This is a genomic window from Herbaspirillum sp. VT-16-41, from assembly GCF_001994935.1.
Taxonomy (GTDB): Bacteria; Pseudomonadota; Gammaproteobacteria; order Burkholderiales; family Burkholderiaceae_D; genus Herbaspirillum; species Herbaspirillum frisingense.
Map to the genome: position 1 here is coordinate 1 of NZ_MUXB01000205.1, position 371 is coordinate 371.

1 pseudogene is annotated in these 371 nt (G+C 39.6%); it reads left to right on the plus strand.

The features are described 5' to 3' along the window. Positions 1 to 371: pseudogene (locus BTM36_RS26530) on the plus strand (acyl-CoA dehydrogenase); the annotation flags it as partial.

Genomic DNA, 371 nt, shown 5'->3' on the forward strand with positions numbered 1-371 from the left:
TTTATTGTGAGTGCGTCCATTGATGGCACGGATGATGTGGGGAATTTCCTAATCAAGCGTGATAGAAAAGGAGTAAGTGTGGATGAAACATGGGATTCTATTGCCATGCGTGGAACTGGAAGTCACGACCTTGTATTAGAAGATGTTCATGTGGAAAAAGACGATCTTGTTGAAATCATGACACCGGGTAATAAGACACCTGCTGGTTGGCTTTTACACATTCCTGCATGCTATTTAGGAATTGCACAAGCTGCACAAAAGGCTGCATTAGAGTTCGCAACTACTTACTCACCAAACAGTATTAAAGGAACTATTTCGGAATTACCAAATGTAAAACAAAAATTAGGAGAAATGGAACTTGGTATATTAGA